At 70.6% G+C, this 25506-nt stretch carries 25 protein-coding genes; 15 read left to right on the forward strand and 10 right to left on the reverse strand.

All coding sequences use genetic code 11. The features are described from left to right. Positions 1 to 27: 27 nt before the first annotated feature. Both K0O62_RS14530 and K0O62_RS14535 read right to left on the reverse strand, forming a co-directional pair. A complete protein-coding gene (locus tag K0O62_RS14530; RefSeq protein ID WP_073855046.1) occupies positions 28 to 981 on the reverse strand; it encodes a 5'-3' exonuclease in 954 nt (317 codons plus the stop codon). Next, positions 978 to 1814, reverse strand: a complete 837-nt coding sequence (locus tag K0O62_RS14535; RefSeq protein WP_073855048.1) for a hotdog fold domain-containing protein — start codon at positions 1812 to 1814, stop codon at positions 978 to 980. The genes K0O62_RS14530 and K0O62_RS14535 overlap by 4 nt, the downstream gene beginning before the upstream one ends. Positions 1815 to 1825: 11 nt before the next feature. Between K0O62_RS14535 and K0O62_RS14540 the strand changes: the two genes are divergently transcribed. Beyond that, a complete protein-coding gene (locus K0O62_RS14540; protein WP_165636950.1) occupies positions 1826 to 2980 on the forward strand; it encodes a M24 family metallopeptidase in 1155 nt (384 codons plus the stop codon). On the opposite strand, the gene K0O62_RS14545 is transcribed toward K0O62_RS14540, so the two are convergent. Next, a complete protein-coding gene (locus K0O62_RS14545; protein WP_073855050.1) occupies positions 2977 to 3402 on the reverse strand; it encodes a F420-dependent biliverdin reductase in 426 nt (141 codons plus the stop codon). The genes K0O62_RS14540 and K0O62_RS14545 overlap by 4 nt on opposite strands. A 35-nt stretch (positions 3403 to 3437) precedes the next feature. On the opposite strand from K0O62_RS14545, the gene dprE2 reads away from it, so the two are divergent. The 4 genes from dprE2 to K0O62_RS14565 are packed head-to-tail and all read left to right on the forward strand — an operon-like array spanning position 3438 to position 6860. Then, positions 3438 to 4181: a decaprenylphospho-beta-D-erythro-pentofuranosid-2-ulose 2-reductase gene (gene dprE2 / locus K0O62_RS14550; RefSeq protein WP_073855052.1), complete on the forward strand. Its 744-nt coding sequence runs from the start codon at positions 3438 to 3440 to the stop codon at positions 4179 to 4181. Beyond that, positions 4178 to 5362 (forward strand): precorrin-6y C5,15-methyltransferase (decarboxylating) subunit CbiE, encoded by a 1185-nt coding sequence (gene cbiE / locus K0O62_RS14555; RefSeq protein ID WP_073855054.1) that lies wholly within the window; start codon positions 4178 to 4180, stop codon positions 5360 to 5362. The genes dprE2 and cbiE overlap by 4 nt, the downstream gene beginning before the upstream one ends. Beyond that, the gene (cobM, locus tag K0O62_RS14560; protein ID WP_073855056.1) at positions 5359 to 6126 is read left to right on the forward strand and encodes a precorrin-4 C(11)-methyltransferase; all 768 of its coding nucleotides are present in this window, start codon (positions 5359 to 5361) and stop codon (positions 6124 to 6126) included. The genes cbiE and cobM overlap by 4 nt, the downstream gene beginning before the upstream one ends. Next, positions 6123 to 6860 (forward strand): cobalt-precorrin-6A reductase, encoded by a 738-nt coding sequence (locus tag K0O62_RS14565; protein WP_073855058.1) that lies wholly within the window; start codon positions 6123 to 6125, stop codon positions 6858 to 6860. Before cobM ends, K0O62_RS14565 begins: the two co-directional genes overlap by 4 nt. Here the strand turns inward: K0O62_RS14565 and K0O62_RS14570 are convergent. From K0O62_RS14570 to cobG, 5 genes are read right to left on the reverse strand one after another with little or no spacing between them, the layout of a single operon-like run. Continuing rightward, positions 6857 to 7909, reverse strand: a complete 1053-nt coding sequence (locus K0O62_RS14570) for a phosphotransferase family protein (protein ID WP_073855060.1) — start codon at positions 7907 to 7909, stop codon at positions 6857 to 6859. The genes K0O62_RS14565 and K0O62_RS14570 overlap by 4 nt on opposite strands. Then, positions 7906 to 8574: a TetR/AcrR family transcriptional regulator gene (locus K0O62_RS14575; protein WP_234799996.1), complete on the reverse strand. Its 669-nt coding sequence runs from the start codon at positions 8572 to 8574 to the stop codon at positions 7906 to 7908. Before K0O62_RS14575 ends, K0O62_RS14570 begins: the two co-directional genes overlap by 4 nt. 52 nt (positions 8575 to 8626) lie before the next feature. Further along, a complete protein-coding gene (locus K0O62_RS14580) occupies positions 8627 to 10105 on the reverse strand; it encodes a precorrin-2 C(20)-methyltransferase (RefSeq protein WP_073855061.1) in 1479 nt (492 codons plus the stop codon). Beyond that, on the reverse strand, positions 10102 to 10728 hold the full coding sequence (locus K0O62_RS14585) for a precorrin-8X methylmutase (RefSeq protein ID WP_073855313.1): 627 nt from the start codon (positions 10726 to 10728) through the stop codon (positions 10102 to 10104). The genes K0O62_RS14580 and K0O62_RS14585 overlap by 4 nt, the downstream gene beginning before the upstream one ends. A gap of 10 nt (positions 10729 to 10738) precedes the next feature. After that, positions 10739 to 11866, reverse strand: a complete 1128-nt coding sequence (cobG, locus tag K0O62_RS14590) for a precorrin-3B synthase (protein WP_073855062.1) — start codon at positions 11864 to 11866, stop codon at positions 10739 to 10741. Between the two features lie 175 nt (positions 11867 to 12041). Here cobG and K0O62_RS14595 point away from each other — a divergent pair, with 175 nt between their 5' ends. From K0O62_RS14595 to K0O62_RS14630, 8 genes are all read left to right on the forward strand, one after another. Continuing rightward, on the forward strand, positions 12042 to 12233 hold the full coding sequence (locus tag K0O62_RS14595) for a hypothetical protein (protein WP_073855064.1): 192 nt from the start codon (positions 12042 to 12044) through the stop codon (positions 12231 to 12233). Positions 12234 to 12560: 327 nt separating this feature from the next. Beyond that, positions 12561 to 16154, forward strand: coding sequence for a cobaltochelatase subunit CobN (gene cobN, locus K0O62_RS14600; RefSeq protein ID WP_073855066.1), 3594 nt, complete (start codon positions 12561 to 12563; stop codon positions 16152 to 16154). Positions 16155 to 16185: 31 nt separating this feature from the next. Beyond that, the gene (locus tag K0O62_RS14605) at positions 16186 to 16569 is read left to right on the forward strand and encodes a PPOX class F420-dependent oxidoreductase (RefSeq protein WP_073855067.1); all 384 of its coding nucleotides are present in this window, start codon (positions 16186 to 16188) and stop codon (positions 16567 to 16569) included. A 1-nt stretch (position 16570) separates the two neighbouring features. Continuing rightward, on the forward strand, positions 16571 to 17467 hold the full coding sequence (gene purU, locus K0O62_RS14610; protein ID WP_073855069.1) for a formyltetrahydrofolate deformylase: 897 nt from the start codon (positions 16571 to 16573) through the stop codon (positions 17465 to 17467). Positions 17468 to 17532: 65 nt separating this feature from the next. Then, complete coding sequence (locus K0O62_RS14615; protein WP_073855071.1) at positions 17533 to 18093, forward strand: FxsA family protein; 561 nt, start codon at positions 17533 to 17535, stop codon at positions 18091 to 18093. A gap of 12 nt (positions 18094 to 18105) precedes the next feature. Beyond that, on the forward strand, positions 18106 to 19716 hold the full coding sequence (locus K0O62_RS14620; RefSeq protein WP_073855073.1) for an amidohydrolase: 1611 nt from the start codon (positions 18106 to 18108) through the stop codon (positions 19714 to 19716). A gap of 3 nt (positions 19717 to 19719) precedes the next feature. Further along, the gene (lnt, locus tag K0O62_RS14625) at positions 19720 to 21495 is read left to right on the forward strand and encodes an apolipoprotein N-acyltransferase (RefSeq protein ID WP_079244181.1); all 1776 of its coding nucleotides are present in this window, start codon (positions 19720 to 19722) and stop codon (positions 21493 to 21495) included. After that, positions 21492 to 22265: a polyprenol monophosphomannose synthase gene (locus tag K0O62_RS14630; protein WP_073855075.1), complete on the forward strand. Its 774-nt coding sequence runs from the start codon at positions 21492 to 21494 to the stop codon at positions 22263 to 22265. Before lnt ends, K0O62_RS14630 begins: the two co-directional genes overlap by 4 nt. A gap of 98 nt (positions 22266 to 22363) precedes the next feature. Here the strand turns inward: K0O62_RS14630 and K0O62_RS14635 are convergent, their stop codons facing one another. After that, positions 22364 to 22699 carry an RNA polymerase-binding protein RbpA gene (locus K0O62_RS14635; protein ID WP_073855077.1) on the reverse strand — a complete coding sequence of 112 codons (336 nt, stop codon included), beginning with the start codon at positions 22697 to 22699 and terminating at the stop codon, positions 22364 to 22366. A gap of 133 nt (positions 22700 to 22832) precedes the next feature. Between K0O62_RS14635 and K0O62_RS14640 the strand changes: the two genes are divergently transcribed. Then, positions 22833 to 23210 carry a hypothetical protein gene (locus K0O62_RS14640; protein ID WP_073855315.1) on the forward strand — a complete coding sequence of 126 codons (378 nt, stop codon included), beginning with the start codon at positions 22833 to 22835 and terminating at the stop codon, positions 23208 to 23210. Between the two features lie 9 nt (positions 23211 to 23219). On the opposite strand, the gene K0O62_RS14645 is transcribed toward K0O62_RS14640, so the two are convergent. Beyond that, the gene (locus K0O62_RS14645; RefSeq protein ID WP_073855079.1) at positions 23220 to 23909 is read right to left on the reverse strand and encodes a hypothetical protein; all 690 of its coding nucleotides are present in this window, start codon (positions 23907 to 23909) and stop codon (positions 23220 to 23222) included. Between the two features lie 76 nt (positions 23910 to 23985). Between K0O62_RS14645 and K0O62_RS14650 the strand changes: the two genes are divergently transcribed. Beyond that, complete coding sequence (locus K0O62_RS14650) at positions 23986 to 25497, forward strand: carboxylesterase/lipase family protein (protein ID WP_073855081.1); 1512 nt, start codon at positions 23986 to 23988, stop codon at positions 25495 to 25497. The last annotated feature ends 9 nt before the right edge of the window (positions 25498 to 25506 follow it).

A 25506-nucleotide genomic window follows, 5' to 3' on the forward strand; every position in this document is an offset into this window, starting at 1 on the left:
CATTCGCGTCTTTTCGCGAGAGGAACGCTAGGGGAGTTTGTCCAGCGCTTTCTGCAGCCGCCCGACCGAGGACAGCACCCCGTACTTCTCCGCCAGTGCCGCCACCCGGCCCGGGTCGGCCGGGGCCAGCGGCAGCACATCGGTCGGGGTGGACAGCGTGACGGGTGCATCCAGGGCGACCCGCACCACCGGTTCGGCGGCCTGGATGTACTCGTCCGCGGCGAGCAGCTTCTTGCGCTGCGCGGCAGGCATTTTCGACGCCGGATCCGCTGCCGCGGCGACAATCGCGGCCAGCGACCCGTGCTGGGCCAGCAGCGTCGCGGCGGTCTTCTCCCCGATGCCCGCGACGCCGGGCAGCCCGTCGGACGGGTCACCGCGCAGCAACGCGAGTTCGGCGTAGGCGGCCCCGGCCCGCGCCGCGGGCACGCCATAGGTGTCGGCGACCTCGGCCGGCCCGAACAGCACCGCCTTGGCCAGTCCCCGCCCGATGTAGAGCACCCGGATCCCGGGCTCCTCGTCGCTGACCAGCTGGAGCAGGTCGCGGTCACCGCTGACCACGATCGCCGGATCGCGCTGCTCGTTGGCGGCCAGGGTGCCCAGCACGTCATCGGCCTCATACCCGGGCGCGCCGGCGGTGGCGATTCCGAACGCCGCAAGGATGTCCATGATCATCTCGACCTGGGGGGTCAGGTCGTCGGGCACCTCCTCGATGTCGGGGGCGCCGTCGGGGCGGGCCTCTTCGACGCGGTGCGCCTTGTAGGACGGAATACGGTCCACCCGCCACTGTGGGCGCCAGTCGTCGTCGCGGCACACCACGAGCCGGGACGGCTGGTGCTGGGTGACCAGGGTGGAGATGGCGTCGAGGAACCCGCGCAGCGCGTTGACCGGACGCCCGTCCGGGGCCGTGATGGAGGACGGCACCCCGAAGAACGACCGGAACCACATGCTCGCGCCGTCCAGCAGCAGCACCGGGCCGCTCATGCTGCGGTCCCGAACAGGTAGGAGCCCACGGTGGTCAATCTGTCCTCATTTCCCTCGTCGTACAGGTGCACCCGCACCGCGACGGTGCCGGCGGCGCCGTCGAATCGTTCGGCCTCGACCCGGAACGGGCCGGCCTTGCCGCGGGCCAGGAACATCACGTGCGCGGAGATGCCTTGCACATCTGAGCCGGCCGCATCGGCTGCCGCGGTCTCCAAGATGACGAACTGCGGGCCGATGTGCAGCGCGGCGTCCGGCGAGGCCACCTCGGCGGACAGTTCCGGTAGGCCCCAGTTTCCGTCGTCGCGCCGGTACCCGCCGAACACCTGCCACAGCGGCGGGAGATCGGGGGAGTCGACCACCTCGATGTTGTCGACCTCCATCTTCTGCAGGCCCCCGGGCGGCACGCCGATGCTCACGCCCTGGCCCTCGATCAACGCGAGCACCCGGTCCGGCCGGTCGGCGTCGACGATCTTGGCCCGGCTGTAGCCGAATTGGCGGCCGCGCTTCAGCGGCTCGGAGACGATCTCGATGCGACGCACATCGCGGCCGGGATCGAGGATCTGGCAGGAGTGGATCACCGGGTTGGGCACGGCCTCCAGATCCGACATGTGACCACTCTCGGGCGCGGAGATGCCGAGCACCGCGAACAGCAGACCGCCTCGGGCATTGCGCATGTCGTGACGGACCGTGACGGTGTCCTCGACGTCACGCGGATCCATCGAGGCATACATCCGCCCGATGTAGCGGTAGCTGAGCAGACCGCCCCAGCGCCGCCGCAATTCCTCGGCGTAAGCCTCCTGCTGGTCGGTCAGTTCACGAATATCGCGGAGCATCGCACTAGCCTATGGGCATGGCTACTGCCGGCGACGTCAATCTGTTCCCCACCGAGGTCTACTCCCAGCGCATCTCCGCGGCCGCGGCCGGCGCGGCGAATGCCGGCCTGGCGGGTCTGGTCATCACCCCGGGCTATGACCTGCGCTATCTGGTCGGCTCGCGGGCGCAGACCTTCGAACGGCTGACCGCGCTGGTGCTGCCGGCCGACGGGTCGGCACCCACCGTGGTGGTACCGCGGCTGGAACTGGCCGCGCTGCGCGAATCCGCGGTCGCCGAACTCGGTGCCACGGTTGCCGATTGGGTGGACGGTGAGAACCCGTACGAACTCGTCGCGCGCGCGCTGCGCGGATCCGGCACCGAGCCGGTCACCGTCGCGGTCACCGATTCGATGACCGCACTGCACCTGCTGCCGCTGGCCGAGGTGCTCGGGGCGGTGCCGGTGCTGGCCACCGAAGTGCTGCGCAAGCTGCGGATGATCAAGGACGCGAGCGAGGTCGACGCACTGCGCAACGCGGGCGCGGCCATCGACCGGGTGCACGCCCGGGTGCCGGAGTTCCTGAAACCCGGACGTACCGAGGCCGACGTCGCCGCCGACATCGCCGAAGCCATTGTCGCCGAAGGCCACTCGGAGGTCGCGTTCATCATCGTCGGGTCCGGCCCCAATGGCGCCGACCCGCATCACGAATGCTCGGACCGCGAACTGCAGGTGGGTGACATCGTCGTCGTCGACATCGGCGGGCCCTACGCGCCCGGCTACAACTCCGATTCCACCCGCACGTACAGCCTCGGCGAGCCCGACGCCGAGGTGGCCCGCCGGTACGCGGTGCTGCAGCGGGCCCAGGCCGAGGCGGTGTCGGCGGTGCGGCCGGGGATCAGCGCCGAAGCGGTCGACGCCGCCGCGCGGGACGTGCTGGCGGGCGAGGGACTGGCCGAGTGGTTCGTGCACCGCACCGGGCACGGCATCGGACTGTCGGTGCACGAGGAGCCCTATATCGTCGCCGGCAACGAGATCACCCTGGAGCCCGGGATGGCGTTCTCGGTGGAACCGGGCATCTACTTCCCGGGCAAGTGGGGTGCCCGGATCGAGGACATCGTCATCGTCACCGAGGACGGGGTGGAGCCGGTGAACCGGCGCCCGCACGATCTGGTCGTGGTGCCGGTTTAACTGTCGCTGCGGTCCAGCAGGGTGGACGAGCCCAGCACCCGCTCCACCTTGACCTCGATGACCACCCGGCGGGGATTGACCCGGGGGGTGCGGTAACGCTGGGCGTAGCGCAGTTCGGCGTCGCGCACGGCCTCCGGGTCGGCGCTCACGGTGGCGGTGCCCTCCAGCGACAGCCAGCGCGCCCCGTCGACCTGGCTGAGCACCGCGATACCGCGCTCCTTGGCATTGACGGCCTTCTGCGAACCGCCGGTGGTGATGACCCGGGCGATGTGCGTGATCGGATCGAAGGTGAAGCCGACCGCCACGACGTGCGGCGAGTTGTCGCTGCGCAGGGTCGTCAGCATGGCCAGATGACGCTCGGTCAGGAAGGCCAGCGCATCGGTGGTCAGTCGGGTAGTCGCCTTGCGACCGGATGTAGCCATCGGGGTCCACGCTAGCGCAGGTCATAATCTGAGCCATGAAGGACACGGGCCTGGTCGTGATTTTCGGCGGGCGCAGCGAGATCGGTGTGGAAGTGGCGGTGCGCATCGCCGCCGGACGGCCGGTCGTGCTGGCGGCCCGCCGTGCCCACGACCTGGCCGCCGAGGTGGATGCCGTCCGCGCGGCCGGCGCCACCGCGGTGCAGGTCCGCGAGTTCGACGCGGACGACACGGCCGCGCATCGGGGGCTGGTCGAGTCGATCGTCGCCGAGCACGGTCGGATCGGCACCGCGGTGCTGACCTTCGGCGTGCTCGGTGACCAGGCACGCGCCGAGACCGACGCCGGACATGCGGTCGCGGTCGCGCACACCGACTATGTGGCGCAGGTGAGTCTGCTGACCGTGCTGGCGGATTCGATGCGCCGGGCCGGCGGCGGAGAGCTGGTGACCTTTTCCTCGATCGCCGGGGTGCGGGTGCGCCGCGCCAACTACGTGTACGGGTCGGCCAAGGCCGGCCTGGACGGTTTCTGCAGCGGGCTTTCCGATGCCCTGCGCGGTTCCGGTGTGCGACTGCTGGTGGTTCGCCCGGGCTTCGTGATCGGGCGGATGACCGAGGGGATGACCCCCGCCCCGTTCTCCAGCACCCCGGCCCAGGTGGCGGCGGCCACGGTGGCTTCCCTGGCCAAGGGCCGACGCACGGTATGGGTGCCCTGGCAGGTGGGGGTGATCGCGGCGGTGTTCAGAATTCTGCCGGGCCCGATCTGGCGGCGGTTGCCGCGATGAGCGCCTGGAAAATCGTCGTCGTCGGCATCGGCGCCGACGGCATGTCCGGCCTGGCCCCGTCCTCGGCCGACGAACTACGCAGCGCCACAATCATTCACGGCGCACCCCGGCAACTCGACCTGCTGGATCAGACCATCACCGCGCCCCGCCGCCCGTGGCGGTCCCCGCTGCTCGCTGACGTCGAGCGCATCCTGGACGAAGCGACCGGTGATGTGCACGTGGTGGCCAGCGGGGACCCGATGCTGCACGGTATCGGCGCCACGCTCATCCGGGTGCACGGCGCGGACCGGGTGCGCGTGCTGCCGCACGTGTCCTCGGTGACGTTGGCCTGCGCCCGGCTCGGGTGGAGCGTGCAGGACACCGAGGTCATCAGTCTGGTCACCGCCCCGGCGCTCACCGCGGTCCGCCGCGGTGGGCAGGCGGTGGTGCTGAGCCGGGACGGTTCCAGCCCCGCCGAGGTGGCCCGCCTGCTCGCCGAGCACGGCCGCGGCGACTCGGAATTCGTTGTGCTGGAACAGCTCGGCGGCCCTGAGGAACGGATCCGCCGGTCGGTGGCGCGGGACTGGACCGGTGCGGTCGCCGATCTCAACGTGATCGGTATCCGGTACCTGCCCGACGATCGGCGCGCACACGCCCTGCCCGACGATGAGTTCGCCCACGACGGACAGATCACCAAGCAGGCGATGCGGGCGGTCACCCTGGCCGCACTCGGCCCGCGGCCCGGGGAGCTGCTGTGGGATGTGGGGTCCGGGTCGGGCAGCGTGGCGATCGAATGGTGCCGAAGCGGGCCCGGTTGCACCGCGGTCGCTTTCGAACGCGCCGAGGTGCGGCGACAGCGCATCACCGGCAACGCGATATCGTTCGGCGTGCGAGTTGACGTGCATGGTCAGGCTCCCGACGCCTTCGCGGCGGTGACGGCGGCCGGTGCGCCGGCGGCGATCTTCGTCGGTGGCGGAGCAACCACGCCGGGTCTGCTCGACGCCTGCCTACAGCATCTGGCCCCCGGCGGTCGGCTGGTCGCCAACGCGGTGACCGCAGAATCGGAAGCCGTTGTCACACAGTGGCACTCGAAGATCGGGGGAGAGTTGCGCCGGTTCCAGCACTATCAGGGCGAACCGATCGGCGGGTTCACCGGGTTCCGGCCGGCCTTCCCGGTCACGCAGTGGGCGGTGGTCAAGTGACGGTCTTCTTCATCGGCGCCGGTCCCGGCGCGGCCGATCTCATCACGGTGCGCGGTCAGCGACTGCTGAACCGCTGCCAGGTGTGCCTGTACGCGGGCTCGATCATGCCCCCGGATCTGCTCGAGTTCTGCCCGGCCGACGCCAGGATCATCGACACCGGACCGCTGACCCTCGATCAGATCATCGACGAGCTGGCCGCCGCCGATGCGGCCGGCCTCGATGTGGCACGGCTGCATTCCGGGGATCCGTCGATCTACAGTGCGCTGGCCGAGCAGTGCCGCCGACTGGACGCGCTGGGGATCGGCTACGAGGTCGTGCCCGGGGTGCCGGCGTTCGCGGCGGCCGCCGCGGCGCTGGGCCGCGAGTTGACCGTGCCCGGGGTGGCGCAGACGGTGACGCTCAGCCGGGTCGCGACGCTGTCCACGGCGATGCCGGAGAAGGAGTCGCTGGCCGCGCTGTCGGCGCCGGGGGCCACCCTGGTCCTGCATCTGGCCGCCGCCCAGGCCGAGACGATCGTCGCCGAGCTGACCGCCGGTGGCTACACCCGCGAAACTCCCTGTGCGGTAGTGGCTTACGCCAGCTGGCCCACCGAGAAAGTGGTGCGTTGCGCGCTGGGCGATCTGGTCGAGCAGTTGCGCGCCGCCGGGATCACCAAGACCGCGGTGATCATCGTCGGCGATGTCCTCGGGGACGTCTTCGGCGCCGAAGGTGCCACCGAAAGCTACCTGTACTCGTCGGGCCGGCGCCGCGGAAGCCGGCATTGAACACGCCGGCGCGGGTGCTGCTGTTGGGCGGCACCGGAGAGGCACGGGCGCTGGCCGCGCGGCTGCATCCGCGGGTCGCGGTGATCAGTTCGCTGGCCGGGCGGGTGCCCGACCCGGCGCTGCCGGTCGGCGAGGTGCGCATCGGCGGGTTCGGTGGCCGCGATGGGCTGGCGGACTGGTTGCGCGCCAACGCCATCACCGCGGTGGTGGATGCCACCCACCCGTTCGCGGCCACCATCACCGCCAACGCGGCCGCCGCCGCGGCACAGGCCGGCCTGCCGCATGTGGTGCTGGCCCGTCCGGCCTGGCCGGACGGGGACGCCATCGTGGTGGCCGCCGATGTCGAGGCCGCCGCCGTGGTCAGCCGCAACGGCTACCGCCGGGTGTTCCTCACCACCGGGCGTTCGGGCACCGCGGCGTTCCGGGATACCGATGCGTGGTTCCTGATCCGGGCGGTCACCGCGCCGAGCGCCGACCTGCTGCCGGCGCGGCACGAGCTCCTGCTGTCCCGCGGCCCGTACCGGGTCGACGGTGAAAGTGACCTGATGCGCAAGCACGGCATCGACGCGCTGGTGACCAAGAACAGCGGCGGGGACATGACCCGGGCCAAGCTGGACGCCGCCGCCGAACTGGGAGTGCCGGTGATCATGGTGAGCAGGCCCGCCCTGCCCGCCGGGGTGCAGGTCGTACACAGTGTGGACGCCGCTTTGGACTGGCTGACCGCCCGGTCCTAGATGAGTGCCAGGGTGTCGAGTTCGCGGATCGCCCGGCAGGACCGCTCGGCCATGGCCAGCATCATGTCGTCCCCGCGTTCGGTGGACGTCGCGAATGCGACGCCGAACACGATGATCAGTGGCGCCTGCAGCATGCCGAGGCGGTAGTCCCGCCAACAGGTTTCCAGGTCGTAGTCCTGCACGCCGAGGGCGCAGAGTTCACCGTGGTAGTCGGCGACCAGCTCCTGCTCCGCGGCGGCGCGGGTCTGGGGGTCCAGGCTGGTGCCGGTGAAGTAGGCGAGATCGCGTGTGGGCAAACCGGAACCGAGGGTCTGCCAATCGACGATGGTGACCTGCGTGCGGGCCGGATCGAACAGCATGTTGTCCAGCCGGTAGTCACCGTGCAGCAACGCGAACCGGTTCGTCTCGGCCATCAGCCACGGCGTCACCATCGCCATCGACGCGGCCAGCGTGGCCCGGTCGTCTGCGCTCATCCGGTCACCGAGCTTCTCCAGGGTGATCTCGGTGGCCATCTTGGCGACATCGCCCATGCCGGAGGCCATTCCGGCGTCGGGCTTGGGCATCGCGATGCCGGGGAAGTCGCTCAGTTTCGGGTCGCACCAGCTCGGCGCGTGCAATCCGGCCAGTGCACGCACGGCCAGCTTCGCTTCGGCGACACTGCATCCGGCGATCTGGTCGCCCTGCTCGGCGGGTGCCATGTCGGCCAGCAGCAGCACGAATTCGGCTCCGTCACCGGCGATCTCGCAATGGTAGTTGCGGGGGATGGGTACCCGGACCAGGTCCGCGACGTTGGCGTAGAAGGCGTGCTCGGAGCGGTATCCGATGGCGACCCGGTCGCGGACGGTGTCATCCTGCGAGGGCAGTTTGACGGCGAACGTGCCGGGCAGCCCGCCCTCGTCCCCGCCGTACCGGACGGTGAGCCGGTAGGTCGCACCGGTCTGCCCGGTCCCGATCGGCGTGATGTCGATGCCGCGGACGTCGGCGCCCAGCACACCACCCAGCCAGGCCGGTGTCACATCCTCGGGACTGCGGGGGATGGCGTTGCTCATGACGTCTGATCTCCGATCACCGTGCCGTAGATGGTGTGCAGCCAGATGGTCTCCGCGCCGGCCACGAGGTCGTCCCGGGTTCGCGGCCCACCCAGGATGAGGCGTTCCAGCAGTCGGTCGTTGAGTTCGAGCAGCACCCCGGCGAGCACCGCGGCGGCAGGGCCGTCGGGGGCGCGGCCGGCGGCTCGCTCGGTGTCGATCATCGCCGCGATCGGCGGTACGAAGGCCTCCCGCGCGTTGTCCCAGATCTCGCGTACCGCACTGCTGGCCGCGCGGGCGTCCAGCATCGCGGCAACCAGATAGCGGTGCGCGGCACCGGTATCCATCAGCGCGTCCAGCATCGAACGGATGCGGCTGCGCGGCGATCCGGCGGTGGAGGTGACGATGTCGCCGGCGGCGAAGACATCGTCGTACATCGTCTCGAGCAGGCCGGCGACGGCCGCGGCCTTGTTCTCGAAATAGAAGTAGAACGCCGACCGGCTCACCCCGGCGCGCGCGGCGACCTCGGCGATGTTGACGGCCTCGAAGCTGGTGGCGCGCAAGGCCTCGTCGAAGGCGGCCAGGATGGCGGCACGGCGTTGATCGCTGCGCTGGGCCGCGCGCCGGTCGGTCAGCGAACGGCGCAGCGCTCCCGGTTGCCCGGCGACATCCTTGCCCGGCTGCACGAGCGGGACATTATCCCCGCCGCTGACAACTGTCAACGATTCCCGACAGTTGTCAGCTCCGGTGTCCGCTCGGGTAGGTCCGCGGGGTGAACACCCGGTCACCGTGCCATTGGGTCTGCGAAGACCCGATGATCAGCAGGCAACGCATGTCCACCTGGGCCGGGTCCAACTCACCCAGCGGCACCACCCGCACGGTCTCGTTCGGGCCGGCCACATCGCGTCCGATGACCACCGGGGTGGCGGGGTCACGGTGCTCGAGCAGCAGCTTCTTCATCTCGCCCACCTGCCAGGTGCGCGTCTTGGACGCCGGGTTGTAGACCGCGATGGCCAGATCCGCGGCGGCCGCCGCGCTGACCCGCTTGGCGATGATCTCCCAGGGCTTGAGCCGGTCCGACAGCGAGATGACGGCATAATCGTGGCCGAGTGGGGCGCCGACCCGGCTGGCCACCGCTTGGGCGGCGGTCATCGCCGGGATCACCCGCACCGGCACATCCGGCCAGGCCTTGGCCTCCTCCAGGACCGCGGTGGCCATCGCGAACACACCCGGATCACCCGAGGACACCACCACGACGGCCTTGCCCTGCTGGGCCAGTTCGCAGGCCAGCCGGGCGCGGGCCATCTCGTCGGTGTTGTCGCTGGCGTGGCGGGTCTGTCCGGCGCGGGCACCGACCCGGTCCAGGTAGGGAAAGTAGCCGATCAGGTCGGTGGCGCCGGCCAACTCGCGCCGCGCCTGCGGGGTGATCCAGTCCAGGTCGCCGGGCCCGAGTCCGACCACCGCGACGCTGCCGCCCGGGCGCGGCGCGGCCGCCTCGCCGGGCAGCATCACGATCGAAAAGTACGGCACCGAGGTCTCGTCGACCTCGGCGGCGCTGAGCACCCGCTGCTGATCGGTGCTGGCCCGCTCCACGTAGAGCGCCCGGTCCAGCCGGCGGGTCGCCGAAAGCGCTTGCCGGACATCCGGGTACGACTTGCCCAGCTTCATGATGACGGCCGCGTCGGTATCGGCCAGACGCCGGGTGAGTTCGGCGGCGGGCAGCGTGCCGGGCAGGATCGTGAGCACCTCGTCGCCCTGCACCAGCGGAGTACCGGTGGCGGCCGAGGCCGCGCTGACCGACGTCACGCCCGGCACGATCACGGCATCGAAGCGCTCGGTGAGCCGGGTGTGCATGTGCATGTAGGAGCTGTAGAACAGCGGATCGCCCTCGGCGAGCAGGGCGACATTGTGCCCGGCGTCCAGATGCACCGCGATCCGCTCGGCGGCCTCGGCGTAGAACTCCTCCATGGCGCCGGCGTACCCGCCCGGATGGTCGCTGGTCTCGGTGGTCACCGGGTAGACCAGATGCTCCTCGACCTGACCGTCACGCAGGTACGGTTCGGCGATGCGACGGGCGATGCTGCGGCCGTGCCGCGCACTGTGATAGGCCACCACATCGACCTCGCCGATCAGGCGGGCCGCCTTGACGGTGACCAATTCCGGGTCGCCGGGGCCCAACCCGACGCCGTACAGGGTGCCCTTGCGCTGTGTGCTCATTCCTTCTCACTCGCAATCGCATTCACCGCGGCGGCGGCCATCGCACTGCCGCCGCGCCGGCCCGTCACCACCAGATAGGACATCCCGCGCGGCCGCGCGATCAGCTCGTCCTTGGACTGCGCGGACCCGACGAAACCGACCGGCCCGCCCAGCACCGCGGCGGGCACCGGGGCGCCCTCGTCGATCAGCTCGAGCAGCCGGAACAGCGCCGTCGGCGCGTTCCCGATCGCCAGCACCGCACCGCCGAGCCGGTCGGCCCACAGGTCGACCGCGGCCGCCGAGCGGGTGCTGCCCAGCGTGGCCGCCAGTTCCGGTGCGCGGGGATCGGCGACCAGCGAGACGACCTCGTTGTCGGCGGGCAGGCGGTTGCGGGTGATGCCGGCCGCCACCATCGACGAGTCGCACAGCACCGGCGCCCCCGCGGCCAGCGCGGCGTGCGTCCTGGCCACCACGTCGGCGGTGAAGGCGACATGGTCGGTGACGTCGACCTGGCCGCAGGTGTGGATGAGCCGGACCACCACGCGGGACACGTCCTCGGGGAAGCGGGTCAGATCGGCTTCGTCCCGGATCGTCGCAAACGATTGCCGGTAGATCTCCGCAGCGTCGCGGGTGTAGTCGAGCACGCCGATCACCCTACGGGTGGCGCTCCTCATAGCCGTCCCCGGTGGCCACCAACACCTGGGCGCCGACCGGGCTGCCACAGGCCCGCGGGCAACCGACGAAATGCCGGTGCACACCCGGGGTGCCCTGCCCCAGTGCCTGCCGCGCGTCGGCCCGCACATCGGCCAGCGACTTGTCACACCCGGGACTGCCGGTACAGGCGCTCACGGTCAGCCACGGCGAGTTCTCGTCGAATACCAGCCCCAGCGGGGCCAGCACCCGCAGCGACGCGTCGGCGACGTCCTCGGCCAGGTCGCACACCAGCACCGAGCGCCACGGCGTCACCACGATCGGCGCCTCGATGGCCGCCAGGAACTCCGCGGTGCGCGCCGGCAGCACACCCAGCGGCACCGCGGCGCCCAGCGCCACCCTGTCTCCGACGGGATCCGCCGTCTGCGGGATCCAGCCCACCGGCGGCCGACCGCTGTGAGGGGGATAGTCGTATCCCGCCTCGGCGGTGACCGTGAACCCGTCCAGCAGCACCCCGGGATCGTCGAGCTCGGTGACGCGCCACCGCTTTCCCCGGATCGCCTGGAAGCGGCGGGCGATCTCGACCATGGTGGGCACCGCGTCCTCGGCGGCCAACCGGACACCGGTGTCCACGCCGGCGAGTAACAGCGCCACGTCCTCGGCTCCGGCCACGACGCCGACGTCGGTGCGCAGCCCGGCCACATCGGCGCGTCCGTCGTCGAGGGAGAACCAGAACCGTCCCGGTAGGGCGGCCAGGGCAGGGTCGGCCTGCAGGGCGGCGTCGAGTTCGCCGACCCAGCCGCGGACATCGCGCAGTCCGCCGCTGCGCCCCGACAGTGGGGAGGACACGATGTTGCGGACCCGCTCATGGGTGGCCGAGGGCAGCAGTCCGGCGCCGGCGAGAGTCTCGGCGACCAGACCGGTTTCGGTGATGCCGCGGATCTGCAGGCTGCCCCGCGAGGTCAGCTCCAGCATGCCGGTGCCGTGCCGGGAAGCCAGGTGCGCGAGGGTCTCCAGCGCCGCCGCCGAGAGGACACCGCCGGGTAGACGTACCCGTACCAGGCCACCGTCGGCCGCCTGGTGCACCTGCAGCGCGCCGGGGCAGGCGTCCTGATCACGGGTGCGGCTCACGGGTCCACGGTAGCCCTGCGGTGCCCCGTCGCAGCCAGACCGGGGCGGTGACCGGGCACCGGAAAACGAGTAGTCCACTACCCGGTCCCGGGTCTGGGCCCGGTCCTACTGTTGCCCGGCATGGAGGCGCATTCCAGCGTCGGGTGGGTCCGCAAAGTATGTAGGAGGACTCGAAATGTCCGATCTCACACCACATCTGGTTCACCGGCCGCATCTGCCGCACCCGGATCTGCATCGCATCGCCGATGTGGTGCACCATGCCGGGGAGAAGGCCCATGCGATGTTCGAGCACGAGGAGAAACACGCGTGCCAGCGGTACCCGTTCATCGAGGACGCGCTGATGTCGCGGGAGATGGGCCGCCTCTAGATCAGCCGGCTGCGCCCGCCCAGGTCAACGGCGCGGCCACGAGCCCGGTGTGAGATCGGCCACAGCGCCGCGCGCGCTGTCGGCTCCGGCACAGAATGCGGGCGGCGGTGCTTGCGCGGGCTAGGTTTTCAGATAACCCGGTACCGCCGGTACCCCCTTTTGAGAGGAGGCGACGTCATGGCTTCACTGATCGCAATCGCACTTGGCGTGGTTCTGGTGATCGCCGCCATCTGCGCGCCCTATCAGGACTCCTGGTACGGCCGCTGGAGCCGTTCGGAACACTGACCGGCCGGCCACGGGAAGCCGCTGGTGAGGTAGAAATGGTCAGTGCCGAGTGTGCTGCTGCTGTCGACGTCCGATACCGATCTGATCACCGCCCGCGCCAGCGGCTCGGACTACCGATGGGCGAATCCGTCCCGGCTTGTCGACGATGACCTGAGCCGCGAACTCACCGAACTGCTCGACGGCGTCGACATCGCGGTGGTGCGGATTCTCGGGGGCTACCGCGCCTGGCAGGACGGTATCGACGCCCTGGTGGCCAGCGGGGTTCCCACCGTCGTGCTGTCCGGGGAGCAGTCGCCCGACGCCGAACTGATGCGGCACTCCACGGTGCCCGCCGGCGTCGCCCTGCAGGCCCACATCTATCTGGCCCAGGGCGGCGTGAAAAATGTGGCGAATCTCCACCATTTCTTGAGCGACACCCTGTTGATGACCGGCGAGGGATTCGAACCGCCGGTCGCCATCCCGACCTGGGGCGTGCTGGACCGCTCAGCGGCCGACACCGGCGCCGGCCCGACCGTCGCGGTGCTCTACTACCGCGCCCAGCACCTGGCCGGCAACACCGGCTACGTCAGCGCACTGTGCGATGCGATCGCCGAGGCGGGCGGGCGGCCGCTGCCGGTGTACTGCGCGTCGCTGCGCACCGCCGAACCCGAACTGCTCGAGCTGCTCGGCACGGCCGACGCGCTCGTCACCACGGTGCTCGCCGCCGGGGGAGCCACTCCGGCCACGGCGGGCGCCGGCGGAGCCGACGACAGCTGGAACGTCGCCCACCTGGCCGCCCTCGATGTGCCGATCCTGCAGGGGTTGTGCCTGACCAGTTCGCGCGCCAGATGGTCGGAGAACGACGACGGCATGTCTCCGCTCGATGTCGCCACCCAGGTCGCGGTGCCCGAGTTCGACGGCCGCATCATCACGGTTCCGTTCTCCTTCAAGGAGATCGACGACGAGGGCCTGATCACCTACACCGCCGACCCGGAACGTTGCGCCCGGGTGGCCGGACTGGCGGTCCGGCACGCCCGACTGCGCCACGTCGACCCGGCCGACAAGCAGATCGCCCTGGTGTTCTCGGCGTATCCGACCAAACACGCCCGCATCGGCAACGCCGTGGGCCTGGACACCCCGGCCAGTGCGGTGGCGTTGCTGCGGGCCATGGACTCGCACGGCATCGACATCGGCGAGTTCCCGGGCATCGCGGCCGAGGACGGTGACGCCCTGATCCACGCGCTCATCGCGCGTGGAGGACAGGACCCCGACTGGCTGACCGAAGAGGCGTTGGCGCTCAACCCGATCCGGGTGTCCGCGGTCGACTACCGGCGCTGGTTCGCCACCGTGCCGGCCGAGCTGGCCGAGGCCGTGGTGGCGCACTGGGGTCCGCCGCCGGGCGAGCTGTTCGTCGATCGCAGCCGGGACCCGGACGGCGAAATCGTCATCGCGGCAATGCGATCGGGCAATGTGGTGATCCTGGTGCAGCCGCCGCGCGGCTTCGGCGAGAACCCGGTGGCGATCTATCACGACCCGGACCTGCCGCCGAGCCACCACTACCTGGCCGCCTACCGCTGGCTGGACGGCGAGTTCGGCGGGGACTTCAAGGCCGACGCCGTCGTCCACCTCGGTAAGCACGGAAACCTGGAATGGCTACCGGGCAAGACGCTCGGGATGAGCGCCGACTGCGGTACCGATGCCGCCCTTGGCGATCTGCCGCTGATCTACCCGTTCCTGGTCAACGATCCGGGCGAAGGCACCCAGGCCAAGCGGCGGGCCCACGCCACCCTGGTCGACCATCTCATCCCGCCGATGGCCCGCGCCGAAACCTACGGTGACATCGCCCGTCTCGAGCAACTGCTCGACGAGCACGCCAACGTATCGGCGCTGGATCCGTCGAAGCTGCCGGCCATCCGTCAGCAGATCTGGACGCTGATGCGCGCGGCCAAGATGGACCACGATCTCGGGCTGGAGGACCGGCCCGACGAGGATTCCTTCGACGACATGCTGCTGCACGTCGACGGCTGGCTGTGCGAGATCAAGGATGTGCAGATCCGCGACGGCCTGCACATCCTGGGCCGCGCCCCGGAGGGGGAGTCCGAACTCGACCTGGTGCTGGCAATCCTGCGGGCCCGCCAGCTGTTCGGCGGGGAGCAGACGGTGCCCGGCCTGCGCCAGGCGCTCGGGCTGGCCGAGGACGGCGGAGATGAGCGCACCGCCGTCGACGCCGCGGAGGAGGCGGCCCGCGGCCTGGTCGCCGGTCTGCAGGCCGCGGGCTGGGACGCCGCCGCGGTGGACGGGCTGACCGACGACCCGGTGATCGCGGACATCCTGCGGTTCGCCGCCACCGAGGTGGTGCCGCGGCTGCGCGGCACCGATGGCGAGATCGCGGCGATACTGCGGGCGGTGGACGGGCACTACATCCCGGCCGGGCCGTCCGGTTCGCCGCTGCGGGGCCTGGTCAACGTGCTGCCCACCGGCCGCAACTTCTACTCGGTGGATCCCAAGGCGGTGCCGTCCCGGCTGGCCTGGGAAACCGGTGTGGCGATGGCGGATTCGCTGCTGGAGCGCTACCGCGCCGACTACGGGGACTGGCCGTCCTCGGTCGGCCTGTCGGTCTGGGGCACCTCGGCGATGCGCACCGCCGGCGATGACATCGCCGAGGTGCTGGCACTGCTCGGGGTGCGCCCCAAGTGGGATGACGCGTCGCGGCGGGTGGTGGACCTGGAGGCCATCTCACTGGCCGAACTCGGCCGGCCCCGCATCGATGTCACGGTCCGTATCTCGGGTTTCTTCCGGGACGCGTTCCCGCACGTGGTGACCATGCTCGACGATGCCGTCGCGCTGGTGGCCGGCCTCGACGAAAGCCCGCAGGACAACTTCGTGCGCGCCCACGCCCAGGCCGACCTGGCCGAGCACGGTGATCAACGACGCAGCACCACAAGGATTTTCGGTTCCAAGCCGGGCACCTACGGGGCGGGCCTGCTGCAGCTCATCGACAGTCGCAACTGGCGGGACGACGCCGACCTGGCGCAGGTGTACACCGCGTGGGGCGGCTTCGCCTACGGCCGCGACCTGGACGGGGCACCGGCCGCCGACGATATGAGCCGCCAGTACCGGCGGATCGCGGTCGCGGCCAAGAACACCGACACCCGCGAGCACGACATCGCCGACTCCGACGATTACTTCCAGTACCACGGCGGCATGGTCGCCACCGTCCGCGCGCTGACCGGTAAGGATCCCGCCGCCTACATCGGGGACAACACCCGCCCGGACGCGGTGCGCACCCGCACCCTGAGCGAGGAGACCACCCGGGTGTTCCGCGCGCGTGTGGTCAACCCGCGCTGGATCAACGCCATGCGCAGGCACGGCTACAAGGGGGCTTTCGAGATGGCCGCCACGGTCGACTATCTGTTCGGCTACGACGCCACCGCCCATGTGATGGCGGACTGGATGTACGAGCAGCTCAGCCAGAGCTACGTGCTCGACGACGAGAACCGTAAGTTCATGAACCAATCCAACCCGTGGGCGCTGCACGGGATGGCCGAGCGGCTGCTGGAAGCGGCCGGCCGCGGGATGTGGGCGGCCCCGGAGCCGGCCACCCTCGACGGTCTCAAACAGGTGCTGCTGGAGACCGAGGGTGAGCTCGAAGGCTGAGCACTCCCGCGGCCGACATAGGATTCACAGCATGGCTCTCACCTTCTCCGATGTCGCCAAGGCCGACTACATCCTGCTGACCACGTTCACCAAGGACGGCAGGCCCAAGCCGACCGCCATCTGGGCCGTCCCCGAGGGTGACCGGCTGCTGGCCATCACCCAGGCGAAGTCCTGGAAGGTCAAGCGAATTCGCAACACCCCCCGGGTGACGCTGGCCGTGTGCGACCGCGCCGGCAACCCCAAGAGCGAGCCGGTGGAGGCCACCGCGGCGATCCTGGACCAGTCCGCGGTGGCCCGGGTCTACGACGGCATCGGCCGCCGTTACGGACTGTTCGGCAAGGTGTTCAACCTGTTCTCCAAATTGCGCGGCGGCATGAAGAACAATGTCGCCCTGGAGCTGCGCGCGGCCGCCTGACATGACCGGAAGCTATCCTGCACAGACCCCGCAGCAGACCCGGCACAAGGACATCGGCCGGCTGCTGTTGCGCTGCCCGGACCGGGCCGGCGTCATCGCCGCGGTATCGACGTTCCTGACCGAGGCCGGCGCCAACATCATCTCGCTCGATCAGCACTCGACCGAGCCCGAGGGCGGGATCTTTCTGCAGCGCACCGTGTTTCACCTGCCCGGCCTGTCCGCCGCCGGGCCCGAACTGGAACGTGAGTTCGCCGCCCGCATCGCACCGGCCTTCGACATCGAATACCGGTTCACCGACGCGGCCAAGCCGAAGCGGGTCGCGATCCTGGCCTCCAAGGCCGACCACTGCCTGCTGGATCTGCTGTGGCGTAACCGCCGCGGCGAACTGGACATGACAGTGGTCATGGTGATCGCCAACCACCCCGATCTGGCCGATCAGGTGCGCCCGTTCGGCGTCCCGTTCGTGCACATCCCGGCCACCCGGGAGAACCGGGCCGAGGCGGAAGCGCGCCAGCTCGAACTGCTGCGCGGCAACGTCGATCTGGTGGTGTTGGCCCGCTATATGCAGATCGTCACCCCGGAGTTCCTGGCCGCCGTCGAGGCCCCGCTGATCAACATCCACCATTCGTTCCTGCCCGCCTTCATCGGCGCGAACACCTACCGTCGTGCCAAGGAACGCGGTGTGAAGCTGGTCGGGGCGACCGCGCATTACGTGACCGAGAACCTCGACGAGGGACCGATCATCGAGCAGGACGTGGTGCGCATCGACCACACCCACACCGTCGAGGACCTGGTGCGCCTGGGCGCCGACGTGGAGCGCGCGGTGCTGTCCCGAGCTGTGCTGTGGCATTGCCAGGACCGGATCGTCCGGCACGGCAACGAGACGGTCGTTTTCTAGGGCGGCGCATCGACAACTGACCCGCGGCTCAGGAACCTGCCGCACCTCCCGGTCGTTGTCGTGACATGGCAAAGCGGTTGTTCCTGATCTACCTGCTGGTCGAACTGGCGGTGCTGGTCGCCCTGGTGTCCACCATCGGGTTCGGCTGGACGGTGCTCGCGGTGCTCGCAACATTCATGATCGGCCTGCTCTTGGCCGGCTCGCAGGTCGCGCGCCATCTGCGGCGGCTGCAGGCGGCTCTGAACTCCCGGTCGTCCTCGTCCGAGCTGGCCACCGACAGCGCCCTGGTCGCACTCGGGGCGATTCTGGTGGTGGTCCCGGGCCTGGCCAGTTCGGTGCTGGGCGCCCTGCTGCTGATGCCGCCCACCCGGCGCATCGCCCGCCCGGTCGCCGTCGCGCTGGTCGGCAGGGGACTGGCCAACGCCGCTCCGCTGCGGGTGACCTACATGGCGACCGGCATGAGCAGTCCGCACCGCCCGCGGGTCGACTATGTGGACGGCGAGGTCATCGACGTGGACGGCGAGGTGATCGACGTCGTCGACGCTCGGGCGAGCGAAGCGGCGGGGGAAGGGTTCGAGGGCACCGAACCGACGGTGCTGGAACGCCGCAGCACCACGGGCGATTAACCTGTCACCTTCGTGACCACTCTGCTGCTCAACGGTCGGGTACACAGCCCGGCCGCACCCGACGCCACGGCCATCGCATTCAGCGACGGCCCCGACGCCGCGGTGGTGTGGCTCGGCGCCGATGACACCGCCCGATCGGAGTTTCCGGACGCCGACGTCATCGACCTCGACGGCGCGTTCGTGGCACCGGCGTTCGTGGACAGCCACGTCCACCTGACCGCCACCGGACTCAGCCTGACCGGGCTGGATCTGCGGTCTGCGACCTCACGTGAGCATTGCCTGACGCTGGTCGCCGAGCACGCACGACGCCATCCCGACGGCATCATCTGGGGGTCGGGCTGGGACGAGTCGGGTTGGCCGGACCCGACCCCGCCGACGACCGCCGACCTCGATCGTGTGCTCGGCAACCGGCCCGCCTACCTGACCCGCGTCGATGTGCACTCGGCCGCGGCCTCGGCCGCGCTGCGCAGCGCGGTACCCGGGATCGCCGAGGCGGCCGGCTTCGACCCGCAACGGCCGCTGACCGCCGACGCCCACCACCGCGCCCGCGCGGCGGCCCGCGAACTGCTCACCCCGGCGCAGCGCCGGGCCGCGCAACTGGCGGCCCTCGATGCCGCGGCCGGCCACGGCATCGTCGCGGTGCACGAATGCGGCGGCCCCGACATCGGGGGACTCGACGACTGGCAGGCACTACACGCGCTGGAACACGGCGTCGAGGTCACCGGCTACTGGGGCGAGGCCGTGCAGACCGCCGAGCAGGCCCGCGCGCTCATCGCCGCGACCGGCGCGGCCGGCCTGGCCGGGGATCTGTTCGTCGACGGAGCACTGGGGTCGCGCACCGCCTGGCTGCATGAGCCCTACGCGGACGCCCCGCACAGTTGCGGCAACAGCTATCTGGACACCGACGCGATCACCGCCCATCTGCTGGCCTGCACCGAGGCCGGCGTCACCGCCGGGTTCCATGTGATCGGCGATGCCGCCGTCGCCGCGGTCACCGATGCGCTGCGGCTCGTGGTGGACCGCTTCGGCGGCCCCGCGGTGGCACGGTGCGGGCACCGGCTGGAGCATCTGGAGATGGTGTCGCCCGAGCAGGCCGCCGACCTCGGCGCCTGGGGGGTGATCGGCAGTGTGCAGCCGAATTTCGACGCGTACTGGGGCGGACCGGACCGGATGTATGCCCAGCGTCTCGGGGTTTCCCGAGCCGCGGCGCTCAATCCGTTCGCGCTGTTAGCATCCCAAGGCGTGCCCCTCGCCTTCGGCTCGGACAGCCCGGTCACCGGGCTGAATCCGTGGGCGGGCGTCCGGGCCGCCATCCACCACCGCACCCCCGGCAGTGGGGTGTCGGCGCGGGCCGCGTTCTCGGCGGCCACCCGCGGCGCCTGGCGGGCCGGCGGCAAGCGTGACGGGATGACCGGCACCCTGGTCCCCGGAGCACCCGCCTCGTACGCGATCTGGGACGCCGGCGAACTCGCAGTGGCCACACCCGCGACCGAGAAGGCCGAACGCTGGTCGACCGATCCGCGCTCCCGGGTGCCCGCGCTGCCGCAGTTGACCGACGAGGCGGAGTTACCGCGCTGCCTGCGCACCGTCCATCGGGGCACCGTCCTCTTCGAGGACCGGTGAGGCATGCCTGACGTCGACGCCCCCGACGCTGACGCCGACGCCGAGGTGTCCGAGCAGCAGGTCACCCCCGACGGCCGGGCGATCCGATTCCTGCGCGCCGCCGGGCAGGCGCTGACCGTCCGGCTGATCCGGCTCGCGGCGTCGCTGACCGGCGGTGTGCTGATGTACCTGAGCTTCCCGCCGGTCGGCTGGTGGTGGGCGGCGTTCCCGTCGCTGGCGCTGCTGGGATGGGTGCTGACCCGCAGCCAGACCACCCGGGCCGGCGGATTCGGATACGGCCTGCTGTTCGGGCTCGCCTTCTATCTGCCCCTGCTGCCCTGGATCGGTGGTCTGGTCGGCACCGGGCCGTGGCTCGCGTTGTCCCTGCTGCAGGCGCTGTTCCCGGCGGTGTTCGGGCTGTTGGCCGTGCTGGTGCGCGGTCTGCCCGGCTGGCCGGTGTGGTTCGCCGCGGAATGGGTGGTTGCGGAGTGGCTGAAATCGAGTGTGCCGTTCGGTGGGTTCCCGTGGGGTGTGGTGGCCTACGGGCAGGCCGAGGGGCCGCTGGTGCCGCTAGCCCAGATCGGTGGCGCGCCGCTGGTCTCGGCCGCGGTGGCGCTGGTCGGGTTCAGCCTGACCGCGCTCCTGCTGGAGGTGGTGCTGTGGTGGCGGCGCACGCATCCCGCCGCCGGGTCGGACGCCGCCCGGCCGGAGGCCGTGCTGCCCGGGGTGTGCATCTGTGTGGTGCTGCTCGCGACCGCGCTGGTGTGGCCCGGGGTGCGGCAGGCCGGGGTGGGCGCCGGTGAGCACCCGTCGGTGACGGTGGCCGCCGTCCAGGGCAATGTGCCGCGGCTGGGGCTGGACTTCAACGCCCAGCGGCGGGCGGTGCTGGACAACCACGTCGCCGAGACGCTGCGCCTCGCCCAGGACGTGCGGGCCGGACGGGCCCCGCAACCGATGGTGGTGATCTGGCCGGAGAACGCCTCCGATATCGACCCGTTGCGCAACACCGATGCCGCCGCCGCGATCTCGGAGGCCGCCCGTGCCATCCAGGCGCCGATCCTGGTGGGGACCGTGCTGGCCGCGCCCGGTTACACCCGCTCCTCCCCGGTCGCGACGAACACGGTGCTGGTGTGGGAGCCGGAGACCGGGCCGCAGGACCGGCACGACAAGCGCATCGTGCAGCCGTTCGGCGAGTATCTGCCGTGGCGCAGCTTCTTCAAACGCTTCTCCTCCTACGCGGACCGGGCCGGCTACTTCCAGCCCGGCGAAGGCAGCGGCGTGGTGCAGGCGGCGGGCATCCCGATCGGTGTGGCCACCTGCTGGGAGGTGATCTTCGACCGCGCCGTCCGGCACTCCGTGCGCAACGGCGCCCAGCTGCTGGCGGTACCGACGAACAACGCGACCTTCGACGCCGCCATGAGCGCCCAGCAGCTGGCCTTCGCCCGGCTGCGGGCCGTCGAGCACGACCGGTACGTCGTGGTCGCCGGGACCACCGGGATCAGCGCGGTGATCGCGCCGGACGGGCACGCCCTGTCCAGCACGGAATTCTTCGAGCCGGCGTACCTGGACAACGCGGTGCGGCTGAAATCGAACATCACCTTCGCCACCGACTGGGGTCCGGTGGTGCAGTGGGTACTGGTGGGATTCGGCCTCGCCGGTGTGATCGCCGCCATGCTGCACAATGGGAGGTTCGTGCGCGTACGCAAAAAGGCCGGAACGCGCACCCGAAACGGCTCGCAGGACGAGCTCACCGAACAGGAACAGCCCGGTGAGGGCAGTGAGGACGAGGGAACAGCATGAGCGATCAGGTGTCGCCCAGCCGGCGCACGCTGGTGATCATCCCTACCTACAACGAACGGGAAAACCTGCCGCTGATCGTGGGGCGGGTCCATGCTGCGCTACCCGACGTGCACATCCTCGTCGTCGACGACGGCAGCCCGGATGGCACCGGCCAGCTGGCCGACGAGCTCTCGCTGGCCGATCCCGACCGTATCCACGTCATGCACCGGGTCAGCAAGGACGGCCTGGGTGCGGCGTACCTGGCCGGCTTCGACTGGGGGCTGAGCCGCGAGTACACCGTGCTGGTCGAGATGGACGCCGACGGTAGCCACGCCCCGGAGGAACTGCCCCGTCTGCTGGCTGCCGTGGACGGCGGCGCGGATCTGGCGATCGGGTCGCGGTATGTGCCCGGCGGCACCGTGCGCAACTGGCCGTGGCGCCGGCTGGCCCTGTCCCGTACCGCGAACACCTACTCCCGGGTGCTGCTCGGGGTCGACATCAACGACATCACCGCCGGCTACCGCGCCTACCGGCGGGAGGTGCTGGAGAAGATCGACCTGTCCGCGGTGGACTCCAAGGGCTACTGCTTCCAGATCGACCTGACCTGGCGGGCCATCAACGCCGGGTTCACGGTGGTGGAGGTGCCCATCACGTTCTCCGAACGCGAGTTGGGCGTGTCCAAGATGAGCGGATCCAACATCCGCGAGGCGATGTTCAAGGTCGCCGAGTGGGGTATGCGGGGGCGGCTGGACCGGGCCAGGGGAGTCAGCACGAGGCCCGCGGCGCTGTAAGCGCCCATCCAGCCCGGCGCTGTAAGCGCCCAGAAAACAAACGAGCGTGCGGGTCCGGATACCGGACACGCACGCTCGACTGGTTCGGTCAGGCGGTGTCAGCCGCGCCGACGGGTCTTGATGATGTCGAGGCGCTCCTTGAGCAGTTCCTCGAGCTCTTCCACCGAGCGCCGCTCCAGCAGCATGTCCCAGTGGGTACGCGGCGGCTTGACCTTCTTCGGCTCGGGGACGTCGCCGTCGATCAGCGTGCCCTCCATGCCGTTCTTGCACGGCCAGGTGCCGGGGATCTCGGCGTCGTCGGCGAACGGCACCTCGAACTCTTCGCCGTTATCGGTGCGGTAGCGCGCCACCTGGCGGGGCGCCAAGTCATGGTTGCGGTCGGTCTCATAGCTCACGGCACCGAGCCGGCTACCCCTCAGAACACGATCAGCCATCGTCAACTTCCCTTCAAAACGCGCATTTCAGTCCGGATTGTCAACGCGGCGGAGCTATGCCGAGTTCCCGACTCAATCCACCAGGATACGGCAGATGCTGGGCACCTCCGGCCCGGCGGTCTACAGTCGGCGCGTGACTTCCGCAACGCCTGGTACATCCACTGCGCCGAGGTCGTCCGCCACGCGGCGGCGCAGCCGGCCCCAGCCGTGCCGATGGTGCGGCCGCGAAGTGCCCGACGCCGGATTGGGCAGGCGGCGCCAGTATTGCCGCCAATCCTGCCGCCAGCGCGCCTATGAACAACGCGCCCAGGTCAAGGGCACCTCGGTGGCCGCGGACGCGGTGGTCCTGACGGCCGAGGAGGCCGCCGACCTGTCCGATCGCATCTACCAGGTCAGATGCGCGGCCGAGGACGTGTCGATCGCCGCCGAGGAGGGGGTCGTCGGCGCCGAGTTGCGGCAGTTGTGCGAGGCGCTGCTGGCGGCGGCGAAGGCCGCCGACGGCTGGCGCTGACCCTCCGTCTCAGCAGGACAGCCGCACGCCGATGCCGGGCGGCGCCGCCGACTCGGTCAGGCAACCGAATCCGTCGACGCCGTCGGCGTCCATCCGGACCGCGGAGCGCTCCGCGTAGTTGACGCACAACACCGCATCGGCGTCGGACCGGCAGCGGAAGTCACCGAATGCCAGCGAGGAATCACCGGTCAGCGCCGCCCCTTCGCCGTCGACGAACGGGCCGGGATCGCCGCGCTGGGAACCGATTTCCACGGCGGTGCCGTCGAAGTCGACCCAGTTGCCCTTCCACACGGTGAACACGTCGGCGGGTCGCGGCGGGGGGTCGTCGAGGTCCACCAGGCAGGCCAGCGCCCCGTCCCGGTACTTCGGCGTGCTGATGCAGTTGACGGTGTCGGTGGTGAAGGCGACACCGCCGTCGAGGTCGGTGCCGGTGCCGTCGCGGGTGACGGTGCCGAAGTCCTCGGGCGCGGCCGGTTCGCCGTCCTCGATCCAGGAGATGACCGCGCCGATGTCCGCGCCGGGCTTGAGCTCACCGGACGGCTGTGCTGACGAGCTGGTCGTGGCGGGCGCACCGGTGCCGCTCGTCGCGGTCGGTGGGGCCACCGACAGGGGAGTGCGCGCGGTCGATTGTTCGGAATCCAGGGTCTGTGTGCAGCCCGCCACCAGCGCAGATGTCATCACCAACAGCAGCAACCGCATTCGGCCAGGGTAGCGGGCCGCGACGCGGTGCCGCCAAGGCGCGGCAAACGGCCCGATCTTCGCTAACGTCGGCGTTATGCACGAACACACCGTCCGGGTCCGCATCAACACCGGAACCGTCGAGGGATTCACCCGCAACGGCGTGCACCGCTGGCGGTCGATCCCGTACGCCAAGCCCCCGGTCGGCGCCCTGCGCTACCGGGCGCCGGTCCCCGCCGAGCCGTGGCCCGGGGTGCGGTACTGCCACGGATTCACCTACTGCGCACCGCAGGACAGGATGTACACGCTGCTCGGGGTGGGCAAGTACCAGCCGATGAGCGAGGACTGCCTGACCCTCAATGTGGTGGCCCCGGAATCCCCCGAGGATGACGGCCCGCTGCCGGTGATGTTCTTCATCCACGGGGGCGGCTACATCCTGGGTAGTTCGGCCACCCCGGTGTACGACGGGGTGGCGCTGGCCCGGCGCGGATGCGTGTTCGTGTCGGTCAACTACCGACTCGGCGCCCTGGGCTGCCTGGATCTGTCGGCGCTGTCCACCCCGGAGCACCCGATCGACGGCAACCTCTTCCTGGCCGATCTGGTGCTGGCGCTGAAGTGGGTGCAGGAGAACATCGCGGTGTTCGGTGGCGACCCGGACAACGTCACCATCTTCGGGGAGAGCGCCGGGGCGCACGCGGTGGCCACCCTGCTCGCGGTGCCCGCCGCGCGCGGCCTTTTCGCGCAGGCGATCTCGCAGAGCCCGGCCAGCGGGATGCAGAGCGGCCCGGAGACCGCCGCCGCATTCGCCGAACAGTTCGCCGGGGTGCTGGGCGCGTCGGCGCGCGACGGCGCCGCGGCCGTGATGTCCGCGCGCCCGGCCGAATTGGTGGCGGCGCTGCGGGAACTGGTGATCCGCGGCGGCCAGGACATGCCGGGCGCCTTCCCGGTCGGGCCCACCTGGGGTACCGAGATGTTGCCGCAGGACCCGGTCGAGGCCATGCGCGCCGGCAATGCGCACCGGGTGCCGCTGATCGTCGGCACCAACGCCGATGAGGGCAAGTTGTTCACCCGCTTCCTGAAGCTGCTGCCCACCGACGAGGCCAGCATCGAGGCGCTGCTGGCCGCGGCCGGCCCCGAAACCCGGGACCGGATCGTGTCCGCCTATCCGGACTATCCGAGCAAGGCGGCGTGTATCCGGCTGGGCGGGGACTTCACCTTCGGCACCGCCGCCTGGGACATCTCCCACGCGCACAGCGCCCACGCCCCGACCTACACCTACCGCTACGACTACGCGCCCCGCCTGCTGGACATGTCGGGCATGGGGGCCACCCACGCCACCGAACTGCTCGCGGTCTTCGGTATCTACCGCACCCGGCTCGGTGGGCTGCTCACCGCCGCCGGTGACCGCGCCTCGGCGCGCCGGGTCAGCCGGGAGGTGCAGGCCCGTTGGGGTGAGTTCAGCCGCACCGGCAGTCCCGGCGAGGGTTGGCCGCGTCACGACGAGAGCATGCGCGCGGTGCTGGTGTTCGATCGGCAGACCCGGCTTCATTACGACCCCGACGCCGACCGGCGCCGGGCCTGGCAGGGGTTCACGCTGGCCGCGCGTTAGCGGCTTGAC

Origin of the sequence: Mycolicibacterium diernhoferi (assembly GCF_019456655.1) — a bacterium.
GTDB classification, from domain to species: domain Bacteria; phylum Actinomycetota; class Actinomycetes; order Mycobacteriales; family Mycobacteriaceae; genus Mycobacterium; species Mycobacterium diernhoferi.